Origin of the sequence: Pantoea dispersa, from assembly GCF_014155765.1 — a bacterium.
GTDB lineage: Bacteria > Pseudomonadota > Gammaproteobacteria > Enterobacterales > Enterobacteriaceae > Pantoea > Pantoea dispersa.
In genome coordinates this window covers 20036-44553 of sequence record NZ_SCKT01000008.1, presented here as the reverse complement: position 1 = coordinate 44553, position 24518 = coordinate 20036, and the positions used below count along the sequence as shown (strand labels likewise).

The window sequence follows — 24518 nt, the reverse complement described above, 5'->3', positions numbered from 1 at the left end:
GATAAGCAGCTGGGATTTGGATAAAAAGAGCAGACAGAATGATACGAGTGATGAGCCAGCTGGGTATGGCGCTGGCACTGGTCAGCCTGGTAGGCTGTGGCCTGAAAGGACCGCTGTATTTCCCGCCCAACGATCGGCCGCAACAGAAAAATCAGCCGGTGACTGAGCAGCAGCAGAAAGCGGCACAGGATGCGGATACCAGCGGCCTGGTCACCAGCAAACCGGCTGGCGTGCAGGCGAATTAAACCCGATGAGTCATCCGGCGGAGCAGAAAATGCAGTTCTCGAAAATGCACGGTCTCGGTAACGACTTTATGGTCGTCGATGCCGTGACGCAAAACGTCTTTTTTTCGCCGGAACTGATTCGCCGCCTGGCGGATCGGCATCTGGGGATCGGCTTCGATCAGTTGCTGATCGTCGAGCCACCTTACGATCCGGATCTCGATTTCCACTACCGCATCTTCAACGCTGACGGCAGCGAAGTGGCGCAGTGCGGCAACGGCGCGCGCTGTTTTGCCCGCTTTGTTCGCCTCAAAGGGCTGACCAATAAAAGCGACATTCGCGTCAGCACTCAGACCGGCCGCATGGTACTGAGCGTCACCAGCGATGAGCTGGTACGCGTTAACATGGGCGAGCCCAACTTTGACCCGCAGCAGGTGCCGCTGCGCGCTAACAAGGCGGAAAACCTCTATCTGCAGCGCGTGGCCGAGCAGACCGTGATGTTTGGCGCGGTATCAATGGGCAATCCACACTGCGTGATTCAGGTTGAAAGTGTGAAAACCGCCGCGGTGGAGACGCTCGGTCCGGCACTGGAGAGCCATGAGCGCTTTCCCGAGCGCGTGAACGTCGGCTTTATGGAAGTGGTCAATCCGGAACACATCCGTCTGCGCGTGTATGAACGCGGCGCGGGCGAAACCCAGGCGTGCGGCAGCGGCGCCTGCGCCGCAGTGGCCTGCGGCATTCAGCAGGGCATTCTGGCGGAGAAAGTGCGCGTCGATCTGCCCGGCGGCACGCTGCATATCGCCTGGAAAGGGGCCGGTCAGCCGCTGTTTATGACCGGGCCAGCCACACACGTCTATGATGGGTTTATTCATCTATGAAAAATATCGAAGAGCAGACCGACAGCGCGGTTTTGCTGGACGATCAGGCGGTGAGCGCCTGGCTGCGTCACAACCCCGATTTCTTTATTCGCAATGCGCGCCAGGTTGAGCAAATGATGGTGCCGCATCCGGTGCGCGGCAGCGTATCGCTGGTGGAGTGGCATATGGCGCGTCAGCGCAACCACATCCAGCAGCTGGAAGAGGAGATTACGCTGCTGATGGAGCAGGCAACCGCCAATCATCAGCTGTTCGATCGCCTGCTGGCGTTGCAGAGCCATCTCGCGGCGGCCGATAGCCTGCAGGAGATGCTGACGCGCCTGCACCGCTGGGCGCGCGAGCTTGGCCTGGCGGGTGCCAATGTGCGGCTGTTCAGCGACCGCTGGCGCATCGGCGCACCCTCCGATTTCACCCAGCTTGGTCTGTCACGCCAGGCGTTTGAGCCGCTGCGCATCCAGCGCTTTGGTCAGCAGCATCACTACCTTGGCAGCCTGAACGGACCGGAGCTGCTGCTGCTGCTGCCGCAGGCAAAAGCCGTCGGGTCGGTGGCGATGTCGCTGATGGGCGAGCAGGGCGATCTCGGCGTGCTGATCTTCAGCAGCCGCGACAACCAGCACTATCAGGCGGGCATGGGCACGCTGCTGCTGCAGCACCTGGCGCAAATGCTGCCCGACCTGCTGTCTCGCTGGGTTGAGCGCGCATGAGCAGCGCCAGCCCGCTGCTGCCGGCCGTTGAGGGCTTTCTGCGCTATCTGAAAGTCGAACGCCAGCTCAGCCCGCTGACGCAAAAAAATTACCAGCGCCAGCTGCAGGCGCTTATCGCCATGGCGGATGACATGCACATTACCGCGTGGTCGCAGCTGGAACCGGCACAGGTGCGCAGTCTGGCGGCGCGCAGCCGGCGCGGTGGCCTCGGGGCCAGCAGCCTGGCGCTGCGCATGTCGGCGCTGCGCAGCTTTCTCGACTGGCAGGTCAGCCAGGGCATGCTGAGCGCCAATCCGGCGAAAGGCATCGCCACGCCGCGCAACGCCCGGCATCTGCCAAAAAATATGGATGTCGACGAAGTCAGCCAGCTGCTGGAGATCGATCTCGACGATCCGCTGGCGGTGCGCGACCGCGCCATGCTGGAAACCATGTACGGCGGCGGTTTACGTCTCGCTGAGCTGGTGGGCATCGACTGCCGTCATCTGGACCTGGAGAGTGGTGAAGTCTGGGTGCGCGGTAAAGGCAGTAAAGAGCGCCGCGTGCCGATTGGCGGCACCGCCGTCACCTGGCTGCAGCACTGGCTGCCGTTACGCAACAGCTTCGCGCCGCAGGATGATGCGGTTTTTGTGTCGACGCGCGGCAGCCGTATTTCGGCGCGCAATGTGCAGAAACGCTTCGCAGAATGGGGCATTAAGCAGGGCGTCGCCAGCCATATCCACCCGCATAAGCTGCGCCACTCGTTTGCTACCCATCTGCTGGAATCGAGCGGCGATCTGCGCGCGGTGCAGGAGCTGCTCGGCCACGCCAACCTCTCGACCACGCAAATCTATACCCACCTGGATTTCCAGCATCTGGCGTCGGTATACGATGCGGCACACCCGCGTGCCAAACGAGGAAAGTCTGAATGAAGTTTTATCGCCCGCTGGGCCCGATCAAAGCCATCACCTTCGATCTTGACGATACGCTGTATGACAACTATCCGGTGATCCGCAAAACCACGGCGGAATCGCACGCTGCACTGCAGGCGTATCACCCGGCGCTGCGCGAGTTTACGCCGGAAGATTATCAGGCGCTGCGCGATGAACTGCTGCTGCGTGAGCCGGAAATTTATCACGATGTCTCTGAGTGGCGTCGCCGCTCGGTAGAGCTGGCGCTGCTCAACGCCGGACTGCCGGCCGCGCAAGCCAGCGCAGGTGCCCGCGACGTGATGAGCGTGTTTCACCAGTGGCGCAGTGCGGTGGAGATGCCAGAAGAGACGCATCAGACGCTGGCCTGGCTCGGCGAGCGCGTGCCGCTGGTGGCGATCACCAATGGCAACGCCGACCCGCAAAAGCTCGGCATTGATCACTACTTACAGTTCGCGCTGCGCGCCGGTCCGCACGGCCGCGCCAAGCCGTGGCAGGATATGTACCATCTGGCCGCCGAACGGTTGGGCATTGCGCCGCAGCATATTCTGCACGTCGGCGATGACCTGACCACCGACGTCGCCGGTGCGCTGCGCGCCGGTCTGCAGGCGTGCTGGATCAACCTGCGTGACGGCAATCTGATGAAGATTGATGACGCGCGCCTGCTGCCACACGTGGAAATTCATCAGTTGGCATCGCTGACCTCGCTGCTATAATGGCTGTAAATTTATCCAGTCGTATTCTGTATTCTGCAACGCGCGGCCGTGCAGGCTGTGTGTCACCAGCCTGATCGCTTAGCTGATTACGCCCTCGCAGATATCTGCCCTTGCCGCCTGGCGGCAACGCGAACGGTGCAGGATACGCATCCTACTTGCTTAAAACGGTGCTTATGGACGTTTCCGATCTGCTTAACGGCTTGAATGACAAACAGCGCGAAGCGGTCGCCGCGCCGCGCAGCAATCTGCTGGTGCTGGCCGGAGCAGGCAGCGGTAAAACCCGCGTGCTGGTGCATCGCATCGCCTGGCTGTTGTCGGTAGAGAACTGCTCGCCTTACTCAATCATGGCGGTGACCTTCACCAACAAGGCGGCGGCGGAGATGCGCCACCGTATCGACCAGCTGATCGGTACCAGCCAGGGCGGCATGTGGATTGGTACCTTCCACGGCCTGGCGCACCGTTTACTGCGCGCGCACCACCTGGATGCCGGGCTGCCGCAGGATTTCCAAATCCTCGACAGCGAAGATCAGTTGCGTCTGCTCAAGCGCCTGATCAAAGCCATGAACCTCGACGAGAAACAGTGGCCGGCGCGTCAGGGCATGTGGTACATCAACGGCAAAAAGGACGAAGGGCTGCGGCCTAAGCACATCGAAAGCTACGGCAACCCGGTGGAGCAGACGTGGCTGCGTATCTATCAGGCGTACCAGGAAGCCTGCGATCGCGCCGGGCTGGTCGACTTCGCCGAACTGCTGCTGCGGGCGCATGAGCTGTGGCTCAACAAGCCGCAGATTCTCAATCACTACCGCGAGCGCTTCAGCAATATTCTGGTGGACGAATTCCAGGACACCAACAACATTCAGTACGCGTGGATTCGCATGCTGGCTGGCGACAGCGGCCGGGTCATCATCGTTGGCGATGACGATCAGTCCATTTACGGCTGGCGCGGCGCGCAGGTGGAGAACATCCAGCGTTTCCTGCAGGATTTCCCAGGCGCGGAAACCATCCGTCTTGAGCAGAACTATCGCTCCACCAATAACATTCTGAAAGCAGCCAACGCCCTGATTGCCAACAACAATGGCCGTCTGGGGAAAGAGCTGTGGACCGACGGCAGCGACGGCGAAAAGATTTCGCTGTATTGCGCGTTCAACGAGCTGGATGAAGCGCGTTTTGTCGTCAATCGCATCAAAACCTGGCATGAAAACGGCAACGCGCTGCAGGATTGCGCCATTCTCTACCGCAGCAACGCCCAGTCGCGCGTGCTGGAAGAGGCGCTGCTGCAGGGCAGTATGCCGTACCGCATTTACGGCGGCATGCGCTTCTTCGAGCGCCAGGAGATCAAAGATGCGCTGGCCTATCTGCGGCTGCTGGCCAACCGCAACGACGATGCGGCATTCGAGCGCGTGGTCAACACGCCGGTGCGCGGCGTTGGCGATCGCACGCTCGATGTGGTGCGCCAGACCGCGCGTGAGCAGCAGCTGACGCTGTGGCAGGCCACGCGCGCACTGCTGCAATCCAAAGCGCTGGCTGGCCGTGCCGCCTCGGCGCTGCAGCGCTTCTGCGAACTGGTGGATGCGCTGGCGACGGAAACCGCTGAGCTGCCGCTGCACGTACAGACCGATCGGGTGATTAAAGACTCCGGTCTGTGGCTGATGTACGAGCAGGAAAAGGGCGAAAAAGGCCAGGCGCGTATCGAAAACTTAGAGGAACTGGTCACTGCCACGCGCCAGTTCAGCTATCAGGACGAAGACGAAGATCTGATGCCGCTGCAGGCGTTTCTGTCGCACGCGGCGCTGGAAGCCGGTGAAGGCCAGGCGGACAAATGGCAGGATGCGGTGCAGCTGATGACGCTGCACTCGGCGAAAGGGCTGGAGTTCAGCCAGGTGTTTATCGTCGGCATGGAAGAGGGCATGTTCCCGAGCCAGATGTCGCTGGACGAAGGCGGCCGGCTGGAGGAGGAGCGTCGCCTGGCGTATGTCGGCGTGACGCGCGCGATGGAGAAGCTGACGCTCACCTACGCTGAAACCCGCCGCCTTTATGGTAAGGAAGTGTATCACCGGCCATCGCGTTTCATTGGTGAACTGCCGGAAGAGTGCGTGGAAGAGGTGCGGCTGCGCGCCAGCGTGAGCCGGCCGGTGAGTCATCAGCGCATGGGCACACCGGTGGCGAAGAGCGACAGCGGCTTCGCGCTCGGGCAGCGCGTGCGCCACGCTAAGTTCGGCGAAGGCACCATTATCAATCTGGAAGGCAGCGGCGAGCACAGCCGTCTGCAGGTGGCCTTCCAGGGCCAGGGCATCAAGTGGCTGGTGGCGGCTTACGCCCGGCTGGAAACCGTGTAGCGCGGTTGCGCTACCTTGACGACTTTTTCGTCTCAGCGTAACATGCGCGCACTATTATCATGAGAGGACAATGCCTTGGACGCGCCCAGTCGATGCTGGCTCTATACCCTGGTTAACAGGGACAATTTCTAAGGCTACCTCTTTAACGCGGGTAGCCTTAGCGGTTATCAGCGACCTCCCTTTTTGATCCCGTCGCACGAGTCAGCACTGATTTACCCTTGAAGCGAAAGTTTCCGCGTTCAGGCTTTGCCGTGCCCGTGGTGCCAGCAGCACTGCGGTTCACCGCCTTGTCCCATGTCGTCTGCAATGGGGAGTATTGCTATGCTGAGCGCATTTAAACTGGAGCGCGATCGCCTGACGCGCATCGAGCTGGAAGACAACAACGACAAACTCAACACCTCGGTGTGGGTCGATCTGATCGAGCCGGACGACAGCGAGCGTGAGCGCGTGCAGTCGGAACTGGGGCAGAGCCTGGCAACGCGCCCCGAGCTGGAGGACATTGAGGCCTCGGCGCGTTTCTTCGAGGACGAAGACGGCCTGCACATCCACTCCTTTTTCTTTTTTGAAGATGCTGAAGATCACGCCGGCAACTCCACCGTGGCGTTTACCATCCGCGAAGATCGCCTGTACACACTGCGCGAGCGTGAGCTGCCGGCGTTCCGCCTGTACCGCATGCGCGCGCGCAATCAGCAGCTGACCGACGGCAACGCCTACGAACTGCTGCTCGATCTGTTCGAAACCAAAATCGAGCAACTGGCGGATGAGATCGAGAACATCTATAGCGCGCTGGAAAAACTCAGCCGCGTGATCATGGAAGGGCAGCAGGGCGAAGAGTACGACGACGCGCTGTCGCGCCTGGCGGAGCTGGAAGATATCGGCTGGAAAGTACGCCTGTGTCTGATGGATACCCAGCGTGCGCTGAACTTCCTGGTGCGTAAAGCGCGGCTGCCGGGCAATCAGCTGGAGCAGGCGCGCGAGATCCTGCGCGACATCGAATCGCTGCTGCCGCACAACGAATCGCTGTTCCAGAAGGTTAACTTCCTGATGCAGGCGGCGATGGGCTTTATTAACATCGAGCAGAACCGCATCATCAAAATCTTCTCGGTGGTGTCCGTGGTGTTCCTGCCGCCGACGCTGGTGGCCTCCAGCTACGGTATGAACTTTGAGTTTATGCCGGAGCTGAAGTGGAGCTTTGGTTATCCCGGTGCGATTGGCCTGATGATTCTCGCCGGGCTGGCGCCGTATCTCTATTTCAAACGGAAGAACTGGCTGTAATCGCACAGCATTGCATCATCGCACAGAACCGTAGCGGCGCGATTCATCGCGCTTTGTCTAACGGATGCTCAGCATATTGCGTCGTGGCATTCGCGTTATTAATACGCAAACCTGAGCGCAATAAATTGCGCCGCTACAACAGCGTGCGGTCTTTTGCTGGCGCCTTACCCCTGACGCGCCAGCGCTAATCTGCTAACCTGTTGCCTCAACTCACTTTCTGATTTCCACCTTATGGCGCGTTTCTCTTTGCGGCAGCAGTGGGCGCTGCTGCTGACGGCTTCGCTGGTGCTGGGCTGCCTGTTGCAGCTGTTGCACCTGCCGGCTGCACTGCTGCTCGGTCCGATGATTGTCGGTACCATTATGGGGCTGAGCGGCGCAACCGTGCGCATCGACAAACGGCTGTTCGTGCTGGCGCAGGCGGTGCTGGGCTGCATGATCGGCCAGAGCCTGTCGCCAGCGATCCTCTCACCGCTGCTCGATGACTGGCCGGTGGTGCTGGCGGTGCTGCTGCTGACGCTGGCGGCCAGCGGGCTGTCCGGTTTTCTGCTGGTGCGCTTTAGCTCGCTGCCGGGACCGACCGGCGCGTGGGGATCGTCGCCGGGCGGCGCGTCCGCAATGGTGGCGATGGCGGGTGATTTCGGCGCCGACGTGCGGCTGGTGGCGTTTATGCAATATCTGCGCGTACTGTTTGTCGCCACCGCGGCGGCCGTGGTGGCCCGCATCGGCCTTGGCAGCAGCGGTGCCGCCGCCCACATTGTCTGGCTGCCGCCGCTGCACAGTGGCTTCGCGCTGACGCTGCTGGTGATGGTGGCGGGTGCGTGGCTGGGGCAGAAACTGCGTATCCCGTCCGGCGCGCTGCTGCTGCCGGCGCTGATGGGTGCCACGCTGCACGGAACGGGGGTCGCGACGCTGCAGGTGCCGGAGTGGCTGCTGGCACTGGCCTATGCGCTGATCGGCTGGAGCGTTGGCCTGCGCTTTACCCGGCCGATCTTTTTGCTGGCGCTGCGCACGCTGCCGCAAATGATCGCCTCGATTATCGGCCTGATGCTGTTGTGCGGGGGGCTGGCGTGGATGCTGACGCGCGTGCTGCACGTCGATCTGATGACCGCTTATCTGGCAACCAGCCCGGGCGGGCTGGATACGGTGGCAATTATTGCTGCTGGCAGCCGGGTCGATATCGCGTTTGTCATGGCGCTGCAGACGCTGCGTCTGTTTACCATTCTGCTCACTGGCCCGGCGATGGCCCGTTTTATCTCACGCTATGCGCACGCGCGTGCGGGCTGAAAACAGCAGCGCGTCCAGAATGAAGATCGCCAGCGCCAGCCAGATGAAGCCGAAGGTCACCATTTTATCCGGCGTCAGGCTCTCACCGTAAAACAGCACCGCCAGCAGGAACATCAGCGTCGGCCCGAGGTACTGAAAGAAACCGACCGTCGACAGGCGCAGGCGCGCGCAGGCGGCGGCAAACAGCATCAGCGGAATGGTGGTAATGATGCCGGCGGCGATCAGCTTGAGGTTCAGGCTGAGCAGATTGGCGCTGAGGTGGCTGGTGGCGCTGTCAGCAAAGCCAAACAGATAGATGGCCGCCAGCGGGAACAGCCACGCGGTTTCAATCAGCATACCGCTCTGTGCATCAACCTGAATCTTCTTGCGCACCAGCCCATACAGCGCGAAGCTCAGCGCCAGGCCGAGGCCGATGATCGGCAGCGAACCGAACTGCCACAGCTGCACCAGCACGCCGGTGGCCGCCAGCAGCACCGCCAGCCACTGCAGACGGCGGAAACGCTCGCGCAGAAACAGCATGCCAAACACCACGTTAATCAGCGGGTTGATAAAGTAGCCGAGGCTGGCCTCCAGCATATGCTGATTATTCACCGCCCAGATAAACAGCAGCCAGTTGCCGCCGATGGTCAGTGCGGTCAGCGCCAGCAGCAGCACTTTTTTCGGCTGGGCCAGCACGCTGCGTACCTGACGCCAGCTGCGGCTCAGGGTAATCAGCCCCAGCATAAACAGGGCCGACCAAATCACACGGTGGGTCATAATTTCTGTTGGTGGCACCTCTTTGACCAGCTTGAAATAGGCCGGCGCGATGCCCCAGATAAAGTAAGCGCCCAGCGCATAAAAAATGCCCTGACGCGTTTGTTGCGTATCCATCATCTATTCCAGAAAAGCGGCGAGTGTCGCAGGCCGCGTGAGATTAACCAATAAGATAGGTCGCAGTCGCGGTGGCGATGTAATCGCCCTGCTGATTGTGCAGCTCGACGCGCGCTACCGCGACTTTATTCCCGGCGCGCAGCAGACTGCTGGTGGCGACAAAGCGCTCGCCGCGGCCCGGGCGCAGATAGTCGACGCGCATGTCGATGGTGCCCATGCGTGACAGGCGCTGACGCAGCTCCTCTTCGCTGATGCTCTGCTGGCGCGACAGCGCATGGCTGACGCACACCAGCCCGGCGGCAACATCCAGCACTGAGGCAATCACGCCACCGTGCAGAATCTGCTGCGCGGCGTTACCCACCAGCATGGTTTTATTGGCAAAGCCGAGTTCGGCGTAATCGGCTTCAAGGCGATCCAGCTCAAGGCCCAGTGCCTGATTAAACGGCATGTGATAGACAAAAATTTCGCCAATCAGCCGGCGCGCTTCCTGCTGTGTCAGCATCGGGGATGACATTTTTCCTGCCTTAAGATGTTAAAGAATTGTGTATATTATGCCGCGTTCGCGCCGCTTTCCAGTTTCAGAAATCCGCGCTAATCAACCACCGGGTTTGCGTGTAGAATGGCGTGCTTTTTGAACCGTCGCCCGACGATAACTTTTGCAGCGCTCTGGAGAATTCTATGCGTAAGCAGTACGCCTTGCTGGCCGCGGCATTTATGGTCCCTGCGCTGGCGCAGGCCGATGAAGCCACCGTGAAAGAGGTTCATGACGCACCAGCAGTGAAGGGCAGTATTATCGCTAACCTGCTGGAAAAACACGATAACCCATTCGTGCTTTATCCCTATGAAAATAACTATCTGCTTTACACCTACACCAGCGACATGAATAAAGAGGCGATTTCCTCTTACAACTGGGCAGACAAAGCGAAAAAGGATGAAGTAAAATTCCAGCTCAGCCTGGCGTTTCCGCTGTGGCGCGGCATTTTGGGTGACAACTCGGTGCTGGCCGCGTCGTATACTCAGCGCTCCTGGTGGCAGTTGTCGAACCGGGGGGCTTCATCACCGTTTCGTGAAACCAACTATGAGCCGCAGATTTTTCTCGGCTGGGCTACCGACTATTCGCTGGGCGGCTGGACATTACGCGACGTCGAGCTGGGTCTGAATCATCAGTCAAACGGCCGCAGCGATCCCACGTCACGCAGCTGGAACCGCGCTTACGCCCGTCTGATGGCGGAGAACGGCAACTTCCTGGCGGAAATCAAACCCTGGTATCGTCTGCCGGAAAGTGCCAGCAACGACGATAACCCGGACATCACCAAATACATGGGCTACTACCGCGCGAAGCTGGGCTATATGCTCGGCGACAGCATTTTCAGCGTGGAAGGCAACTACAACTGGAATAGCGGCTACGGCGGTGCAACCTTCGCGTGGAGCTATCCGATTTCTGAACACGTGCGCTTTTACACGCAGCTGTTCAGCGGTTATGGTGAATCCCTTATTGACTATAACCATCGCCAGACGCGTCTTGGCGTCGGCGTAACGCTTAACGATCTGTTCTAACCAGTCAAAACAGGATTACCGTGGCAACATCGGCAGTGCTTAATCAGGAAATGCTGGCGCAGCAGGTATTACAGGATACCTTCGGCTATCAGCAGTTCCGTCCGGGTCAGCAAACCATCATCGAAACCGCGCTGTCAGGGCGCGACTGCCTGGTGGTGATGCCGACCGGCGGCGGCAAATCGCTGTGCTATCAAATCCCGGCGCTGGTGCGCGAAGGGCTGACGCTGGTGGTTTCGCCGCTGATTTCACTGATGAAAGATCAGGTCGATCAGCTGCTGGCGAACGGCGTGGCGGCGGCGTGCCTTAACTCGACGCAGACGCGTGAGCAGCAGCAGCAGGTGTTTGCGGACTGCCGCAGCGGCAAACTGCGGCTGCTGTACATCGCGCCGGAACGTCTGATGATGGATAACTTCCTCGACACCCTGCAGCACTGGAATCCGGTGATGCTGGCCGTCGATGAAGCGCACTGTATTTCGCAGTGGGGCCACGATTTCCGTCCGGAATATGGCGCGCTCGGTCAGCTGCGCCAGCGCATTCCGCAGCTGCCGGTGATGGCGCTGACCGCCACCGCCGATGAAGCCACGCGTAACGACATCGTGCATCTGCTGCAAATGCACGATCCGCTGATTCAGATCAGCAGTTTTGACCGTCCCAACATTCGCTACACGCTGGTGGAGAAGTTCAAGCCTACCGAGCAGCTGCTGCGCTATGTGCAGGATCAGCGCGGCAAAAGCGGCATCATCTACTGTAACAGCCGCGCCAAAGTGGAAGACACCGCTGCGCGTCTGCAGAGTCGCGGCATCAGCGTTGGCGCTTATCATGCCGGCATCGACAGCGAGCAGCGCGCACGCGTGCAGGAAGCCTTTCAGCGTGACGATTTGCAAATCGTGGTCGCGACCGTGGCGTTCGGCATGGGCATCAACAAGCCCAACGTGCGTTTTGTGGTGCACTTCGATATTCCGCGTAATATCGAATCCTACTATCAGGAGACCGGCCGCGCCGGGCGTGATGGCCTGCCGGCGGAAGCGATGATGCTGTACGACCCGGCCGACATGGCGTGGCTGCGTAAGTGTCTGGAAGAGAAAGCGCCCGGGCCGCTGCAGGATATTGAACGCCACAAACTCAACGCCATGGGCGCTTTTGCCGAGGCGCAAACCTGCCGTCGTCTGGTGCTGCTTAACTACTTTGGTGAAGGTCGCCAGCAGCCGTGCGGCAACTGCGATATCTGCCTCGATCCGCCGCGGCGCTATGACGGCCTGGTCGAAGCGCAAAAAGCGCTGTCGGGCATTTATCGTACCGGGCAGCGTTTTGGGATGAGCTATATTGTTGAAGTTTTGCGCGGCTCAACCAACCAGCGCATCCGCGATAACGGCCACGACAAACTGCCGGTGTACGGCCTCGGGCGCGAGCAGAGTCAGGAGCACTGGGTCAGCGTGCTGCGCCAGCTGATCCATCTGGGCATGGTGACGCAAAATATCGCCATGCACTCGGCGCTGCAGCTCACTGAGGCCGCGCGCCCGGTGCTGCGCGCTGAAGTGCCGCTGATGCTGGCGGTACCGCGCACTGTGACGGTGAAAAGCCGCAGCAGCGCGCCAAAAGTCTACGGCGGCAATTACGATCGCAAGCTGTTCGCCAAGCTGCGTAAGCTGCGTAAAGCCATCGCCGACGAAGAGAATATTCCGCCTTACGTGGTGTTTAACGACGCCACGCTGATTGAAATGGCAGAACAAATGCCGGTCAGCGCTTCAGAGATGCTGAGCGTGAACGGGGTCGGTCATCGCAAACTGGAGCGCTTCGGTAAGCCGTTCCTGCTGATGATCAAAGAACATCTTGATGAAGAATAAGGGAAATAAACCATGCTGATGTTATTTGCCACCGTCGCGCTGGTGCATCTGGTTGCGCTGATGAGTCCGGGACCGGACTTCTTTTTTGTCTCACAGACCGCCGCCAGCCGCTCGCGCAAAGAAGCGATGATGGGCGTGCTCGGCATTACGCTGGGGATTGTGATTTGGGCCGGTGTCGCGCTGATGGGCCTGCATCTGATTCTGGAGAAAATGGCGTGGCTGCATGAAATCATCATGGTCGGTGGCGGGCTGTATCTGCTGTGGATGGGCTGGCAGCTGCTGCGCTCAGCGCGTCAGCGTCACAAGCAACCTCATACGGAAGCGCCGGTGGTTGAGCTGCCAAAGCGTGGCATGAGCTTCCTCAAAGGGTTTCTCACCAACCTGTCTAACCCGAAAGCCATCATCTACTTCGGCAGTGTGTTTTCACTGTTCGTGGGTAACGATGTGGGCGCGATTGAGCGCTGGGGCCTGTTCCTGTTGATTGTCGGTGAAACCTTTGCCTGGTTTACCCTGGTGGCGGCGATTTTTGCCCTGCCGTGGATGCGCGATAAGTATCAGCGGATGGCGAAGTGGGTGGACGGTATGGCGGGCGTGCTGTTTGCCGGGTTTGGTATTCACCTCATCATCTCCCGATAAGATCCCGAACCGTAGCGGCGCAATTTTTTGCGCGTTTCAACTGGGCGCGATAAAGCGTGCCGCTACGATCAATGCCAATCGTTACGCCATTTTACGTGCGCTGGCCAGCAGTGCGCCGACCGCCATAAACAAGCCACCAAACACCCGGTTCAGCAGTTTCATCTGCTTCGGACCTTTGATCCAGCCAGCAATGCGCGTCGCCAGCGTGGCGTAACCAATCATCACAATGATGTCGACCACGATGGTGGTCACGCCGAGCACCAGATACTGCATCAGCTGCGGCTGGTGCGGCACGATAAACTGCGGAAACAGCGCGGCGAGAAACACAATGCTCTTCGGATTGGTGAGATTCACCAGCAGCGCGCGCTGAAACAGACGACGACGCGGCATCGCTTTGGCCACCGCATTGAGATCGATTCCGCCCGCTGAGCGCCACTGCTGAATGCCAAGCCACACCAGATAGGCCGCGCCCGCCCATTTCAGTACCTCAAACGCCAGCACCGACTGCGAAAACAGCGCGCCCAGACCGGCGCCCACCAGCACAATATGCACGGCAAGACCCAGCTGTAATCCGGTAATTGAGGCTGCCGCACCGCGATAGCCGTGGCTGATGCCGGTGCTCATGGTGTTGATCGCGCCGGAACCGGGCGAGAGGCTGAGGATGGTCGTGGTTAACAGGTAGGTTAACCACCATTCAATGGTCATGGGTGACATTCCCTGAAGAGAGTGAAGTGTGACACAATACGCCAGAAAATCGCGCTGCGCTATTAAGTGCAGGGCCGCGTTTGACGTTTTTTCAGGGGGACGGATGCAGCAGCATAAACAGAGTTGGCTCGGACGTGAGCACGCTTTTTCAGCCTTTGCTACCGGTCCGCTGCTCGACTTCTGGCGTCAGCGTGAAGAGTGTGAATTCAGCGGCGTGGGCAATCTGACCATTCGCTATGTGCGCTTCACCTCACCGCAACACCGCCGTGTCATCCTGATTGTGCCCGGACGCATTGAAAGCTACATCAAATACCCCGAGCTGGCCTATGACCTGTTCCACTGCGGCTACGATGTGGTGATTATCGACCATCGCGGTCAGGGGCGTTCAGACCGGCTGCTGGCTGATTCGCATCGCGGTCATGTGGTGGAGTTCAGCGATTATGTCGACGATCTGGAAACGCTGTATCTGAAAGAGATCGTCAGCCATCACTATCAGCAGCGCTACGTGCTGGCGCACTCGATGGGCGGCGCAATTGTGGCGCTGTTTCTGGCGCGTCAGCCGCAGGCCTTCCACGCGGCGGTGTTTTGTGCGCCGATGTTTGGTATCGTGCTGCCGCTGCCGCCGTTTCTGGCGCACCGTATTCTCGACTGGGCGGAAAAGCTGCCCGCGCTGCGCGACGGCTACGCGCTGGGCACCGGACGCTGGCGCGCCAGCCCGTTTGGCATTAACCGGCTGACGCACAGTCGCGAACGCTATCGTCGCAATCTGCGTTTTTATGCCGACGAGCCGGCGATTCGCGTCGGCGGCCCCACCTATCACTGGGTGCGGGAAGGGATTCAGGCCGGACGCCATATCCTTAATCAGGTGGCGCAGATTACGACACCGATTCTGCTGCTGCAGGCCAGTGAAGACGATGTGGTGGATAACCGCGCGCAGGATCTGTTCTGTGAGGCCATGGCGGCAGCGGGACATGCGGTGGAAGGCACCACGCCTTACATCATTCAGGGCGCGCGTCACGAGATCCTGTTTGAAACAGACGCCATGCGCGCCGAAGCGCTCAATGCGGTGGTCGACTTTTATCAGCGCCACCGTGACTAATGTATTCTTAGACATCAATGCCAGAGGCCTACATGTACCACATCGTTGCATCCGACCTGGATGGCACGCTGCTTTCTCCGCAACATCGTCTGACGCCGTTTGCCCGCACCACCCTGCAGGAACTGGTGGCGCGCGATGTGCATTTTATCTTTGCCACCGGACGCCACTACATCGACGTCGGTCAGATGCGCGATAAGCTCGGCATTCCGGCGTATATGATCACCTCAAACGGCGCGCGCGTGCACAACGCCGACGGCGAACTGGTGTTCAGCCACAATCTGGACAGCGATATCGCCAGCGAGCTGTATGGCCTGAAGTATCACGATGAGAAAATCCTGACGCACGTTTACCGCGACGATGAGTGGCACATCAGCCGCCATAATCCACAGGAAGCGGAGTTTTTCCAGGAATCGGTGTTCACCTATCAGGTGTATCAGCCAGGCATGCTGGCCACCGACGGCATCAGCAAAGTGTTCTTCACCTGCGACGATCCGGAGCATCTGGTTCCGCTGGAACAGGCGATTGAAGCGCGCTGGGGTGACCGGGTTAACGTCAGTTTCTCGCTGCCCACCTGTCTGGAAGTAATGGCTGGCGGCGTCTCGAAAGGGCACGCGCTGGAAGCCGTGGCGAAACAGCTTGGCTATTCGCTGAAAGAGTGCATCGCGTTTGGCGACGGCATGAATGATGTCGAGATGCTGAGTATGGCGGGCAAAGGCTGCATCATGCGTAACGCCCATCAGCGCCTGAAAGATACGCTGCCGACGCTGGAAGTGATTGGCAGCAACGCCGACGACGCGGTGCCGCAGACGCTGCGTAAGTTGTTCCTGGCCTGAATAAAACGGGCCGGTATTCACCGGCCCGCTCAGATTATGCCTGCTGCTGCTTGTGGCGATGCTCGCTGACCATGGTCAGCAGCAGTAACACCACCGCCAGCACCGATCCGACAATCATCACTAAGAAACCGCCGTCCCAGCCGAAGAAATCCACGGTGTAACCGACAATCGCACTGGCTGCCACCGATCCGCCGAGATAGCCGAACAGACCGGTAAAGCCTGCCGCAGTGCCGGCCGCTTTTTTCGGTGCCAGCTCCAGCGCGTGCAGACCAATCAGCATCACCGGACCGTAGATCAGGAAGCCAATGACGATCATGCAGATCATATCTATGCCCGGATTGCCCGGCGGGTTCAGCCAGTAAATGATGGTGGCGATGGTCACCAGCGTCATGAAAAACACCCCGGTGGCACCGCGATTGCCGCGGAATACCTTGTCCGACATCCAGCCGCACAGCAGCGTGCCCGGAATCCCGGCGTATTCGTACAGGAAATAGGCCCACGAGGATTTATCCAGCGTGAAGTGCTTCACCTCTTTCAAATAGGTCGGTGACCAGTCGAGAATGCCGTAGCGCAGCAGATAAACGAATACGTTGGCCAGCGCGATGTACCACAGCAGCTTATTCGGCAGCACGTACTGCATGAAAATCTGCTTCGCCGTCAGCTCCTGTTCGTGGTTCTCGCTGTAATCCGGCGGATAGTCATTCTTCCATGCCTCAATCGGCGGTAGCCCGCACGACTGCGGCGTATCGCGCATCAGCGCAAAAGCGATGATGGCGACGAGGATGGCACCAAACGCCGGCATATAGAGCGCGGCTTTCCAGTCGTTAAACCACGCCATGCCGAGCAGGAACAGCAGCGGAGGAATACCGCCACCCACGTTGTGCGCGCAGTTCCATACCGACACAATGCCGCCGCGCTCTTTCTGCGACCACCAGTGCACCATGGTGCGTCCGCACGGTGGCCAGCCCATGCCCTGGAACCAGCCACACAGAAACAGCAGCACGAACATCACCATGATGCTTGAGGTTGCCCATGGCACGAAGCCCATCACCAGCATCACGGCGGCGGCGAGAATCAGGCCGGCGGGCAAAAATACCCGCGGGTTGGAGCGATCCGAGACCGATCCCATGATGAATTTGGAAAAACCGTAGGCGATGGAGATGCCGGAGAGGGCAAAGCCAAGGTCGCCGCGGGAAAAGCCCTGTTCGACCAGGTAAGGCATCGCCAGCGCAAAGTTTTTGCGCACCAGATAATAGGCGGCGTAGCCAAAGAAAATGCCGAAGAAGATCTGCCAGCGCAGACGACGATAGAGCGGATCGACGCGATCGTCCGCCACCTGGGGCTGGTGTGGTGCAGGTTTAAAAATACTCAACATCAGAATGGCCCTCCAGGGCGCAATATAGTTATCGATTCCCAGCAGGTTGGGGCAAAAAAAGTACGACAGCGAACAGAAAGCAACCTTTCCATTTCGCGCACAGAATAGTGATGGTTACGCGCAGTTACTGTGACGTGTGACACATATGTTACAGTTTTATGACAATAAAGAGCGATATAAACCAGTAAATGTTGGATTTCGCGCATTTTTGCCAGAAAAACGGCGCGCTGCCTCATAAAAATTGCCGCCCGTCGGTCATCCCGCCTTGCGGATGCGTGCCTGCTGACCGGGCAGTGAAGATGCGATCGTGTTTAATTTCATCACATGTCAACCAGATTATCCCGCCAGCGCGCTGTAGTTTGTTTACACTAGCGCCAGTGTTGAACTTTAGGATACATAACCGTGCTGTTGCTGATCGTTACCACCATTCTGTGGGCTTTTTCTTTTAGTTTAATCGGGGAGTATCTGGCGGGGCAGGTGGATACCTGGTTCTCGGTGCTGATGCGTTTAGGCCTGGCGGCGCTGGTCTTTCTGCCGTTTCTGCGCTGGCGCGGTTACCGCGCCTCAACGTTACTGCTCTATATGCTGGTGGGCATGCTGCAATTAGGCATCATGTATCTGATCAGTTTCGAGGCTTATCTCTATCTCAGCGTGCCGGAATTCCTGCTGTTTACGGTGATGACGCCGCTATATGTCACGCTGATTTATGACCTGCTCAGCAAGCGCCCGCTGCGCATTGGCTATGCTTTCAGCGCGCTGCTGGCGGTGCTCGGTGCGGCCATTATCCGCTACGACAAAGTCAGCGATGATTTCTGGTTCGGACTGCTGCTGGTGCAGGCGGCTAACATCTGCTTTGCGATTGGCATGGTGGGCTATAAGCGCCTGCAGGAAGTCCGCCCGATGCCGCAGCACACCGCGTTCTCGTGGTTCTATCTCGGCGCAGTGCTGATCGCGGTGATCGCCTGGTGCATCTGGGGCAATCCGCACAAGCTGCCGACCACCACGCTGCAGTGGGGCGTGCTGGTGTGGCTGGGCGTGGTCGCGTCCGGGCTGGGTTACTTCATGTGGAACTACGGCGCGACCCAGGTCGATGCCGGGACGCTGGGCATTATGAACAACATGCACGTGCCGGCAGGATTACTGGTGAATTTGGCGATCTGGCAGGAGAAGCCGCACTGGCCGAGCTTTATCGCCGGGGCGATAGTGATTTTTGCGTCCCTGTACGTGCATAAACGCTGGGTACTGGGACACACGGCCAAAAGCAGCAGTTCAGGCGCTTAGCTTTTTTTCGCGGGTGTCGATGGCCGCTGAATCAGCGTTAAACCTTTCAGGAAGTTACGCAGAATCTGGTCACCGCACTCGCGATAATTTTTATGATCCGGGTTGCGGAAAATCGCGCCGATTTCAGCCTGTGACACCTTGAAGTTAGCCTTCAATAAGATATCCGGGATATCGGTGGTTTTCAGCGCGAAGGCGATGCGTAACTTCTTGAGAAAGATATTATTGTTCATGCGGCGCTCAACCGACGGGGCCGGCGCGTCTTCGCTTTTGCCGCGACGGTAGAAAATCAGACCGTTGAGGAAGTAGCCCATCAGCACATCCGGCAGTTTACGAAACGCCTCATCGTCATCTTTCTTCAGCCACGCCTGCACTTCTTCACGCGGTACTTCACTGCCCGCCAGCGCAAAAATCTCCACCACTTTGCTGTCGCTCAAATCCAGCATATAGCGCACGCTGCGCAGCACATCGTTATTGGTCATGGTGAAACTCTCCGGTAGCGGTTAAGGCGGCGCATTATAGAGCAGGCAGGGCAGGGATAACAGCACGGGCGACATTGGCCGCCCGCGGCATCAGGACGAGACCGGCTGCAGGGAACCGGGGCGCGAGGCATCGCGCACGTAAGGCAGGTGCTCGCAGGCGTGCTGACGGGCAAAGCGCACAAAGGCCTCCAGCACCGGCTGCCGCTGCTCGCCGTCGCGCATCGCCGCGTATAAACGGCTCCACAATCCGTCGCCCAGCGTGCGTGTCACCACCAGCCCCTGGTGCTCAAAGCTCTCTACCACCCAGTGCGGCAGCGCGGCAATGCCCATGCCGGCCGACACCATCTGGATCAGCAGCAGCGTATTATCCACGCTCTTCAGCGCCGGGCTGACGCCGGCTGGCTGTAAGAAGTTACGCCACACGTCCAGCCGCTGACGCTGTACCGGATAGATCATCAGCACCTCATCGGCCAAATCTTCCGGCGTGATGTGGGCCAGCTGCGCCAGACGGTGATCCGGCGCCAGCACCAGCCGCACCTCAAAATCAAACATCGGCGCATAGAACAAACCGCTGCGCGGCAGAATATCGGACGTCAGCACCACGTCCAGTTCACCCTGCTGCAGCGCCGGCTGCGGATCAAAGGTCACGCCGGATTTGAAGTCCATCACTACCTGCGGCCAGCTCTGACGGAAATTGTTCAGGGCCGGCGTCAGCCACTGGATGCAGCTGTGGCATTCGATAGCGATGCGCAACGTGGTCTGATGCGGCTCATGACAGGCCTGCAGCGCCTGCTGGATCTGCGGCAGAATCTGCTCCGCCAGCTGCAACAGAATCTCTCCCTGCGGCGTAAAACGGAGCGGCTGGCTCTTACGCACGAACAGCCGGAAGCCCAGCCGCTGTTCCAGGTCGCTGAACTGGTGAGACAACGCCGATTGCGTCTGATGAAGCTGGGCGGCGGCGGCAGCCAGCGAGCCGGTGTGCCGTAACGCCTGCAGCGTCCGCAGGTGTTTGAGTTCGATCATGAGAGTCCTTCACATCGAGATTGAACAAATTGCGCTTGAGACACATACAGTACCCGCAGATTATAGCGGTGTAAACATCTGGACGGCTAAACATCTCGGTCAGACGCGACGGCCACTTTACCTTTGTCCAGCTAACACGCTCAGCGCACGGCAGGATTGCCCGCTGGATGAACGTAAATCGGTTGCTGCGACTGTCGCACAGCGAACAACTTCTGGAGAATCTCACATGACCATTCTGAACCATACTCTCGGTTTCCCTCGCGTCGGACTGCGCCGCGAACTGAAAAAAGCACAGGAAAGCTACTGGGCCGGGAACAGCTCACAGGACGAACTGCTGGCGGTGGGTCGTGAACTGCGCGCCCGTCACTGGCAGCAGCAGAAAGACGCCGGTGTTGATCTGCTGCCGGTCGGCGATTTTGCCTGGTACGATCACGTGCTGACCACCAGCCTGCTGCTCGGTAACGTACCGGCACGGCACCAGAATAAAGACGGCTCGATTGACCTCGACACCCTGTTCCGCATCGGCCGCGGTCGGGCGCCCAGCGGCGAGCCCGCGGCGGCGGCGGAGATGACCAAATGGTTTAACACCAACTATCACTACATCGTGCCGGAATTTACCCAGGGTCAGCAGTTCCGTCTCAGCTGGACGCAGCTGCTGGACGAGGTGGATGAAGCGCTGGCGCTCGGCCACGCCATCAAACCGGTGCTGCTGGGGCCGGTGACCTATTTGTGGCTGGGTAAGGTGAAAGGTGACGCCTTTGACCGCCTGTCGCTGCTGCAGGCCATTCTGCCGGTGTACCGTCAGGTGCTGGCTGAACTGCATCAGCGCGGCATCGAATGGGTGCAGATTGATGAGCCGGCGCTGGCGCTGGAACTGCCGCAGGCGTGGCGCGAGGCGTTTAAACCGGCGTACGACGCGCTACAGGGCGAAGTGAAACTGCTGCTGACCACCTACTTTGACAGCATTGGTCAGAATCTTGATGTCATCAAAACGCTGCCGGTGCAGGGCCTGCACGTGGACCTGGTGCACGGCAAAGACGACCTTGAGCAACTCAACCAGCAGATCCCGGCGGACTGGCTGCTGTCGCTGGGGGTGATCAATGGCCGTAACGTCTGGCGCGCCGATCTCACCCGCTGGTTTGAGCGCCTGCAGCCGCTGATCGGCCAGCGTCAGCAACTGTGGATTGGATCTTCCTGTTCACTACTGCACAGCCCCATTGACCTGAGCGTGGAAACCCGCCTCGACGACGAGGTAAAAAGCTGGTTCGCCTTTGCGTTACAGAAGTGCACGGAGCTGTCGCTGCTGAGTCAGGCGCTAAACCAGCACGATGCCGCTGTGCTGCACGCCTGGAGCGCGCCGATTCGCGCCCGGGCAAACTCTGCTCGCGTGCATAATCCCGTCGTGGCGCAGCGTCTGGCGCAAATCCAGGCCAGAGACACTGAGCGCAACAGCAGCTACACCGTGCGTGCTCAGGCGCAGCGTCAGCGCTTTAACCTGCCGGCGTGGCCCACCACCACCATCGGTTCTTTCCCGCAGACCACCGAGATTCGCGGCCTGCGCCTCGATTTCAAAAAAGGCAACATTGACGGTGGCCACTACCGCACCGGTATTGCGGAACACATCCGGCAGGCGATTGCGGAGCAGGAACGTCTGGGGCTCGACGTGCTGGTGCATGGCGAAGCCGAGCGTAACGACATGGTGGAGTACTTCGGCGAAAACCTCGACGGCTTTGTTTTCACGCAGAACGGCTGGGTACAGAGCTACGGCTCGCGCTGTGTTAAGCCGCCGGTGATCATCGGGGATGTCAGCCGCCCGCAGCCGATTACCGTCGAGTGGGCAAAGTATGCGCAGTCGCTGACCGACAAACCGGTGAAGGGCATGCTGACCGGACCGGTCACCATCCTGTGCTGGTCGTTCCCGCGGGAGGACGTGACGCGCGAAACCATCGCTAAACAGATTGCGCTGGCGCTGCGCGACGAAGTGCAGGACCTGGAAAAAGCCGGTATCGGCATCATTCAGATTGACGAACCGGCGCTGCGTGAAGGCTTGCCGCTGCATCAGTCTGACTGGGCAGCCTACCTGCGCTGGGCGGTGGACGCGTTCCGCCTCAACGCTGCGGTGGCGCAGGACGAGACGCAGATTCACACCCACATGTGTTATTGCGAGTTCAACGACATCATGGATTCGATCGCCGCGCTGGACGCCGACGTGATCACTATCGAAACCTCACGTTCTGATATGGATCTGCTGGATGCGTTTAAAGCGTTTGAGTATCCCAATGAAATCGGGCCGGGCGTGTATGACATCCACTCACCCAACGTACCGAGCGTGGAGTGGATGGAAGATCTACTGCGCAAAGCGGCGCAGAGTATTCCGCAGCAGCGCCTGTGGGTGAACCCGGACTGTGGCCTGAAAACGCGTGGCTGGAGTGAAACGCGTCAGGCGCTGGCCAACATGGTGAAAGCGGCGCAGAAGCTGCGCGCCGAAACCGTTTAATAGCAGGATAATACGTTGTGTTGTTGAGTTGGGGCGCCCTGGCGCCCCTTTTTTATTCCGCGTTCGGCGCGACGCCATACTGCTTAAACCACGCCAGCATGCGCTGCCAGCCATCCTGTGCGGAATCGGCGTGGTAGCTCGGACGATAGTCGGCGTTGAAGGCGTGACCAGCTTCCGGATACACCACAATCTCGGCTTTGGCATTGGCCGCGTGCAGGGCCTGGCGCATCTTATCGATACTCTCCAGTGTAATGCTTTCATCCTGGCCGCCGTACAGGCCCAGCACCGGTGCATTCAAATCCACTGCAATATCAATAGGATGTTTCTGCTGCTTCAGCGTTTTCTCGCCCTCCAGGCGACCGTACCAGGCGGCGGCGGCGCGCACCTGCGGATTATGGGCGGCAAACAGCCAGCTGATGCGACCGCCCCAGCAGAAACCGGTGATCGCCAGACGACGGATATCGCCGCCGTGGCGCGCCGCCCAGTTGGCCACGTGGTCGAGATCCGACAGCACCTGCGAATCCGGCACTTTGCTCACCAGCTCTTTGAACAGGGTAGGGATATCGTTGTAATCGTTGGGATCGCCTTCGCGGAAATAGAGCTCCGGCGCCACGGCGAGATAGCCTTCCAGTGCCAGACGGCGGCACAGATCGCGGATGTGCTCGTGCACGCCGAAAATTTCCTGCACCACCAGCACGACCGGCAGCGTGCCGCTAAACTGTTGCGGACGAGCATAATAAGCCGGCAGGTTCTCACCCTGGCTCGGCACGGACGTCTCGCCCGCGTGAATGGCATCGCTGGCGGTAATGATAGTGCTGGCTGCGGTGGGCTGCACCGCTGGCGCAAAGCCGTCGGTGGCGGATTTTTGTGCCATATTGTCTTCGGTTTTCATGGTTCTCTCCGTGCTAGCAAGTGCGCAATCACGTAACTATAGCCTGGCCTTACGGCAAGGCTGGCGTAGGGTACGGGGGATGGTTAACCTGGTCTGCTTCTCTATTAACACTGCCTTTTACGGTTACACAGCACCGCTTGTAGCAATTCAGCGCAGCAGACCGCTAATATGTGATTAGAGTCACACAATATTTTTAGTTCAAAGTAACTTTCATTATTGATAGTGAATTCAGTCACATATTTATCCGGGCCGCTGACGTAAAGTGGCGCGCTTATTCCCCCTTATCTTCCAGGAGTCTGATATGGCCCAGTCTGACGTTTTCCACCTTGGCATCACCAAAGCCGATTTGAAAGGAGCCACGCTGGCGATTGTTCCTGGCGATCCGGAGCGCGTGAAGAAAATCGCGGCGCTGATGGAGAATCCACAGCACCTCGCGTCGCACCGTGAATTCACCACCTGGCTGGCGGAGATCGACGGCAAACCGGTGGTTGTCTGTTCCACCGGTATTGGCGGTCCGTCCACCTCTATCGCCGTTGAAGAGCTGGCGCAGCTGGGCGTACGTACCTTCCTGCGTGTGGGTACCACCGGCGCGATTCAGCCACACATCAACGTGGGTGATGTGCTGGTGACCACCGCCTCGGTCCGTCTGGACGGTGCCAGCCTGCACTTTGCGCCGATGGAATTCCCGGCGGTGGCTGACTTCGCCTGTACCACCGCGCTGGTGGCCGCGGCAGAAGCCTGCGGTGCGACCACGCATATTGGTGTCACCGCCTCGTCAGACACCTTCTATCCTGGCCAGGAGCGCTACGACACCTTCTCCGGACGCGTGGTGAGCCGCTTCCAGGGCTCGATGAAAGAGTGGCAGCAAATGGGCGTGCTTAACTATGAGATGGAATCCGCTACACTGTTAACCATGTGCGCCAGTCAGGGACTGCGTGCCGGCATGGTGGCTGGCGTCATCGTGAATCGCACGCAAAAAGAGATCCCGGATGCGGCCACTATGAAGCAGACAGAAAGCGATGCGGTGAAAATTGTGGTGGATGCCGCGCGTCGTTTACTTTAGCGCGCCAGTCAGGGAATGATTTCGAGACCAGGCTTATAGGGAGCTCAG

The 24518-nt window shown here is 59.3% G+C and carries 23 protein-coding genes; 16 read left to right on the top strand and 7 right to left on the bottom strand.

The genetic code is table 11. The features are described from left to right. Nucleotides 1–38: 38 nt before the first annotated feature. The 8 genes from lptM (at nt 39) to H7K56_RS18860 (ending at nt 8316) form a co-directional block, all read left to right on the top strand. Entirely contained in the window at nt 39–245 is a 207-nt protein-coding gene (gene lptM, locus H7K56_RS18895; protein ID WP_022548017.1) for an LPS translocon maturation chaperone LptM, read from the top strand. 29 nt (nt 246–274) lie between these two features. Further along, nucleotides 275–1099, top strand: a complete 825-nt coding sequence (gene dapF, locus H7K56_RS18890) for a diaminopimelate epimerase (RefSeq protein WP_031279612.1) — start codon at nt 275–277, stop codon at nt 1097–1099. Next, entirely contained in the window at nt 1096–1800 is a 705-nt protein-coding gene (locus H7K56_RS18885; protein WP_021506972.1) for a DUF484 domain-containing protein, read from the top strand. The genes dapF and H7K56_RS18885 overlap by 4 nt, the downstream gene beginning before the upstream one ends. Further along, complete coding sequence (gene xerC, locus H7K56_RS18880; protein WP_021506971.1) at nt 1797–2708, top strand: tyrosine recombinase XerC; 912 nt, start codon at nt 1797–1799, stop codon at nt 2706–2708. Before H7K56_RS18885 ends, xerC begins: the two co-directional genes overlap by 4 nt. Further along, nucleotides 2705–3421, top strand: coding sequence for a 5-amino-6-(5-phospho-D-ribitylamino)uracil phosphatase YigB (gene yigB, locus H7K56_RS18875; protein ID WP_150361814.1), 717 nt, complete (start codon nt 2705–2707; stop codon nt 3419–3421). The genes xerC and yigB overlap by 4 nt, the downstream gene beginning before the upstream one ends. Before the next feature lie 173 nt (nt 3422–3594). Continuing rightward, nucleotides 3595–5757, top strand: a complete 2163-nt coding sequence (uvrD, locus tag H7K56_RS18870; RefSeq protein ID WP_021506969.1) for a DNA helicase II — start codon at nt 3595–3597, stop codon at nt 5755–5757. Nucleotides 5758–6078: 321 nt separating this feature from the next. Next, nucleotides 6079–7032, top strand: coding sequence for a magnesium/cobalt transporter CorA (gene corA / locus H7K56_RS18865; protein ID WP_010617090.1), 954 nt, complete (start codon nt 6079–6081; stop codon nt 7030–7032). A 231-nt stretch (nt 7033–7263) separates the two neighbouring features. Continuing rightward, the gene (locus H7K56_RS18860; RefSeq protein ID WP_150361813.1) at nt 7264–8316 is read left to right on the top strand and encodes an AbrB family protein; all 1053 of its coding nucleotides are present in this window, start codon (nt 7264–7266) and stop codon (nt 8314–8316) included. Here H7K56_RS18860 and rarD read toward each other — a convergent pair. Both rarD and H7K56_RS18850 read right to left on the bottom strand, forming a co-directional pair. After that, complete coding sequence (gene rarD, locus H7K56_RS18855; protein ID WP_150361816.1) at nt 8287–9186, bottom strand: EamA family transporter RarD; 900 nt, start codon at nt 9184–9186, stop codon at nt 8287–8289. The two genes, H7K56_RS18860 and rarD, sit on opposite strands and share 30 nt — an antisense overlap. A gap of 43 nt (nt 9187–9229) precedes the next feature. Continuing rightward, nucleotides 9230–9700 carry a thioesterase family protein gene (locus tag H7K56_RS18850; protein ID WP_031279610.1) on the bottom strand — a complete coding sequence of 157 codons (471 nt, stop codon included), beginning with the start codon at nt 9698–9700 and terminating at the stop codon, nt 9230–9232. 164 nt (nt 9701–9864) lie between these two features. On the opposite strand from H7K56_RS18850, the gene pldA reads away from it, so the two are divergent. The 3 genes from pldA to rhtC are packed head-to-tail and all read left to right on the top strand — an operon-like array spanning nt 9865 to nt 13223. Then, on the top strand, nt 9865–10743 hold the full coding sequence (gene pldA, locus H7K56_RS18845; RefSeq protein WP_021506965.1) for a phospholipase A: 879 nt from the start codon (nt 9865–9867) through the stop codon (nt 10741–10743). A gap of 20 nt (nt 10744–10763) precedes the next feature. Beyond that, nucleotides 10764–12587 carry an ATP-dependent DNA helicase RecQ gene (gene recQ, locus H7K56_RS18840; protein WP_058758115.1) on the top strand — a complete coding sequence of 608 codons (1824 nt, stop codon included), beginning with the start codon at nt 10764–10766 and terminating at the stop codon, nt 12585–12587. Between the two features lie 12 nt (nt 12588–12599). Further along, complete coding sequence (gene rhtC, locus H7K56_RS18835) at nt 12600–13223, top strand: threonine export protein RhtC (protein WP_021506963.1); 624 nt, start codon at nt 12600–12602, stop codon at nt 13221–13223. Nucleotides 13224–13304: 81 nt separating this feature from the next. Here the strand turns inward: rhtC and rhtB are convergent, their stop codons facing one another. After that, nucleotides 13305–13928: a homoserine/homoserine lactone efflux protein gene (gene rhtB / locus H7K56_RS18830; RefSeq protein ID WP_021506962.1), complete on the bottom strand. Its 624-nt coding sequence runs from the start codon at nt 13926–13928 to the stop codon at nt 13305–13307. Nucleotides 13929–14031: 103 nt separating this feature from the next. On the opposite strand from rhtB, the gene pldB reads away from it, so the two are divergent. Both pldB and yigL read left to right on the top strand, forming a co-directional pair. Continuing rightward, complete coding sequence (gene pldB / locus H7K56_RS18825; protein WP_150361812.1) at nt 14032–15027, top strand: lysophospholipase L2; 996 nt, start codon at nt 14032–14034, stop codon at nt 15025–15027. Nucleotides 15028–15059: 32 nt separating this feature from the next. Then, the gene (yigL, locus tag H7K56_RS18820; RefSeq protein ID WP_058758117.1) at nt 15060–15860 is read left to right on the top strand and encodes a sugar/pyridoxal phosphate phosphatase YigL; all 801 of its coding nucleotides are present in this window, start codon (nt 15060–15062) and stop codon (nt 15858–15860) included. A gap of 34 nt (nt 15861–15894) precedes the next feature. On the opposite strand, the gene glpT is transcribed toward yigL, so the two are convergent. Further along, nucleotides 15895–17235, bottom strand: a complete 1341-nt coding sequence (glpT, locus tag H7K56_RS18815) for a glycerol-3-phosphate transporter (protein ID WP_021506959.1) — start codon at nt 17233–17235, stop codon at nt 15895–15897. A gap of 402 nt (nt 17236–17637) precedes the next feature. On the opposite strand from glpT, the gene H7K56_RS18810 reads away from it, so the two are divergent. Next, nucleotides 17638–18516, top strand: coding sequence for a carboxylate/amino acid/amine transporter (locus H7K56_RS18810; protein ID WP_150361811.1), 879 nt, complete (start codon nt 17638–17640; stop codon nt 18514–18516). Here H7K56_RS18810 and H7K56_RS18805 read toward each other — a convergent pair. Together H7K56_RS18805 and metR are read right to left on the bottom strand one after the other, a co-directional pair. Next, a complete protein-coding gene (locus H7K56_RS18805) occupies nt 18513–18995 on the bottom strand; it encodes a YehS family protein (protein WP_150361810.1) in 483 nt (160 codons plus the stop codon). The two genes, H7K56_RS18810 and H7K56_RS18805, sit on opposite strands and share 4 nt — an antisense overlap. Before the next feature lie 90 nt (nt 18996–19085). After that, the gene (gene metR / locus H7K56_RS18800; protein ID WP_021506955.1) at nt 19086–20018 is read right to left on the bottom strand and encodes an HTH-type transcriptional regulator MetR; all 933 of its coding nucleotides are present in this window, start codon (nt 20016–20018) and stop codon (nt 19086–19088) included. A 226-nt stretch (nt 20019–20244) separates the two neighbouring features. Between metR and metE the strand changes: the two genes are divergently transcribed. Beyond that, complete coding sequence (metE, locus tag H7K56_RS18795) at nt 20245–22515, top strand: 5-methyltetrahydropteroyltriglutamate--homocysteine S-methyltransferase (protein WP_150361809.1); 2271 nt, start codon at nt 20245–20247, stop codon at nt 22513–22515. 52 nt (nt 22516–22567) lie between these two features. Here the strand turns inward: metE and H7K56_RS18790 are convergent, their stop codons facing one another. Continuing rightward, nucleotides 22568–23407, bottom strand: coding sequence for a dienelactone hydrolase family protein (locus H7K56_RS18790; RefSeq protein WP_150361808.1), 840 nt, complete (start codon nt 23405–23407; stop codon nt 22568–22570). Between the two features lie 301 nt (nt 23408–23708). Here H7K56_RS18790 and udp point away from each other — a divergent pair, with 301 nt between their 5' ends. Beyond that, nucleotides 23709–24470: a uridine phosphorylase gene (gene udp, locus H7K56_RS18785; protein WP_021506952.1), complete on the top strand. Its 762-nt coding sequence runs from the start codon at nt 23709–23711 to the stop codon at nt 24468–24470. Nucleotides 24471–24518 lie beyond the last annotated feature (48 nt).

What these genes read in the sequence shown, in the direction of transcription:
- lptM (WP_022548017.1), top strand. Translation starts at nt 39, where the DNA reads ATGATACGAGTGATGAGCCAGCTGGGTATGGCGCTGGCACTGGTCAGC.
- dapF (WP_031279612.1), top strand. Translation starts at nt 275, where the DNA reads ATGCAGTTCTCGAAAATGCACGGTCTCGGTAACGACTTTATGGTCGTC.
- H7K56_RS18885 (WP_021506972.1), top strand. Translation starts at nt 1,096, where the DNA reads ATGAAAAATATCGAAGAGCAGACCGACAGCGCGGTTTTGCTGGACGAT.
- xerC (WP_021506971.1), top strand. Translation starts at nt 1,797, where the DNA reads ATGAGCAGCGCCAGCCCGCTGCTGCCGGCCGTTGAGGGCTTTCTGCGC.
- yigB (WP_150361814.1), top strand. Translation starts at nt 2,705, where the DNA reads ATGAAGTTTTATCGCCCGCTGGGCCCGATCAAAGCCATCACCTTCGAT.
- uvrD (WP_021506969.1), top strand. Translation starts at nt 3,595, where the DNA reads ATGGACGTTTCCGATCTGCTTAACGGCTTGAATGACAAACAGCGCGAA.
- corA (WP_010617090.1), top strand. Translation starts at nt 6,079, where the DNA reads ATGCTGAGCGCATTTAAACTGGAGCGCGATCGCCTGACGCGCATCGAG.
- H7K56_RS18860 (WP_150361813.1), top strand. Translation starts at nt 7,264, where the DNA reads ATGGCGCGTTTCTCTTTGCGGCAGCAGTGGGCGCTGCTGCTGACGGCT.
- rarD (WP_150361816.1), bottom strand. Translation starts at nt 9,186, where the DNA reads ATGGATACGCAACAAACGCGTCAGGGCATTTTTTATGCGCTGGGCGCT.
- H7K56_RS18850 (WP_031279610.1), bottom strand. Translation starts at nt 9,700, where the DNA reads ATGTCATCCCCGATGCTGACACAGCAGGAAGCGCGCCGGCTGATTGGC.
- pldA (WP_021506965.1), top strand. Translation starts at nt 9,865, where the DNA reads ATGCGTAAGCAGTACGCCTTGCTGGCCGCGGCATTTATGGTCCCTGCG.
- rhtC (WP_021506963.1), top strand. Translation starts at nt 12,600, where the DNA reads ATGCTGATGTTATTTGCCACCGTCGCGCTGGTGCATCTGGTTGCGCTG.
- rhtB (WP_021506962.1), bottom strand. Translation starts at nt 13,928, where the DNA reads ATGACCATTGAATGGTGGTTAACCTACCTGTTAACCACGACCATCCTC.
- pldB (WP_150361812.1), top strand. Translation starts at nt 14,032, where the DNA reads ATGCAGCAGCATAAACAGAGTTGGCTCGGACGTGAGCACGCTTTTTCA.
- yigL (WP_058758117.1), top strand. Translation starts at nt 15,060, where the DNA reads ATGTACCACATCGTTGCATCCGACCTGGATGGCACGCTGCTTTCTCCG.
- glpT (WP_021506959.1), bottom strand. Translation starts at nt 17,235, where the DNA reads ATGTTGAGTATTTTTAAACCTGCACCACACCAGCCCCAGGTGGCGGAC.
- H7K56_RS18805 (WP_150361810.1), bottom strand. Translation starts at nt 18,995, where the DNA reads ATGACCAATAACGATGTGCTGCGCAGCGTGCGCTATATGCTGGATTTG.
- metR (WP_021506955.1), bottom strand. Translation starts at nt 20,018, where the DNA reads ATGATCGAACTCAAACACCTGCGGACGCTGCAGGCGTTACGGCACACC.
- metE (WP_150361809.1), top strand. Translation starts at nt 20,245, where the DNA reads ATGACCATTCTGAACCATACTCTCGGTTTCCCTCGCGTCGGACTGCGC.
- H7K56_RS18790 (WP_150361808.1), bottom strand. Translation starts at nt 23,407, where the DNA reads ATGAAAACCGAAGACAATATGGCACAAAAATCCGCCACCGACGGCTTT.
- udp (WP_021506952.1), top strand. Translation starts at nt 23,709, where the DNA reads ATGGCCCAGTCTGACGTTTTCCACCTTGGCATCACCAAAGCCGATTTG.